This window comes from Vibrio splendidus (assembly GCF_002873455.1).
Classification (GTDB): domain Bacteria; phylum Pseudomonadota; class Gammaproteobacteria; order Enterobacterales; family Vibrionaceae; genus Vibrio; species Vibrio splendidus_J.
The window spans coordinates 1-220 of the sequence record NZ_MCUN01000005.1 but is presented as its reverse complement, the minus strand read 5'-3'; the positions used below and the strand labels follow the sequence as shown (position 1 = coordinate 220).

The window sequence follows — 220 nt, the reverse complement described above, 5'->3', positions numbered from 1 at the left end:
ACTGCTCCATCCCGCGTCCGAATGCATTGTTAAGTACAATGAGACTTGACCATCTTCTTCAGTGCAAAGCACGAGAGAGAATTTGGAGCGATACATCGGGTTCGAACCGATGACCTCAACCTTGGCAAGGTTGCGCTCTACCAACTGAGCTAGTATCGCATTAGTTAATCGCGGCTCTTACTGCCTTAGGCAATAAATGGCGCTTAACTGTAATGTGGTT

The 220-nt window shown here is 47.3% G+C and carries 1 tRNA gene; it reads right to left on the bottom strand.

The annotated features are described in order from the left end of the window. Positions 1 to 83 precede the first annotated feature (83 nt). Positions 84 to 159 (bottom strand) — tRNA-Gly (locus BCU75_RS02960). Positions 160 to 220: the final 61 nt, after the last annotated feature.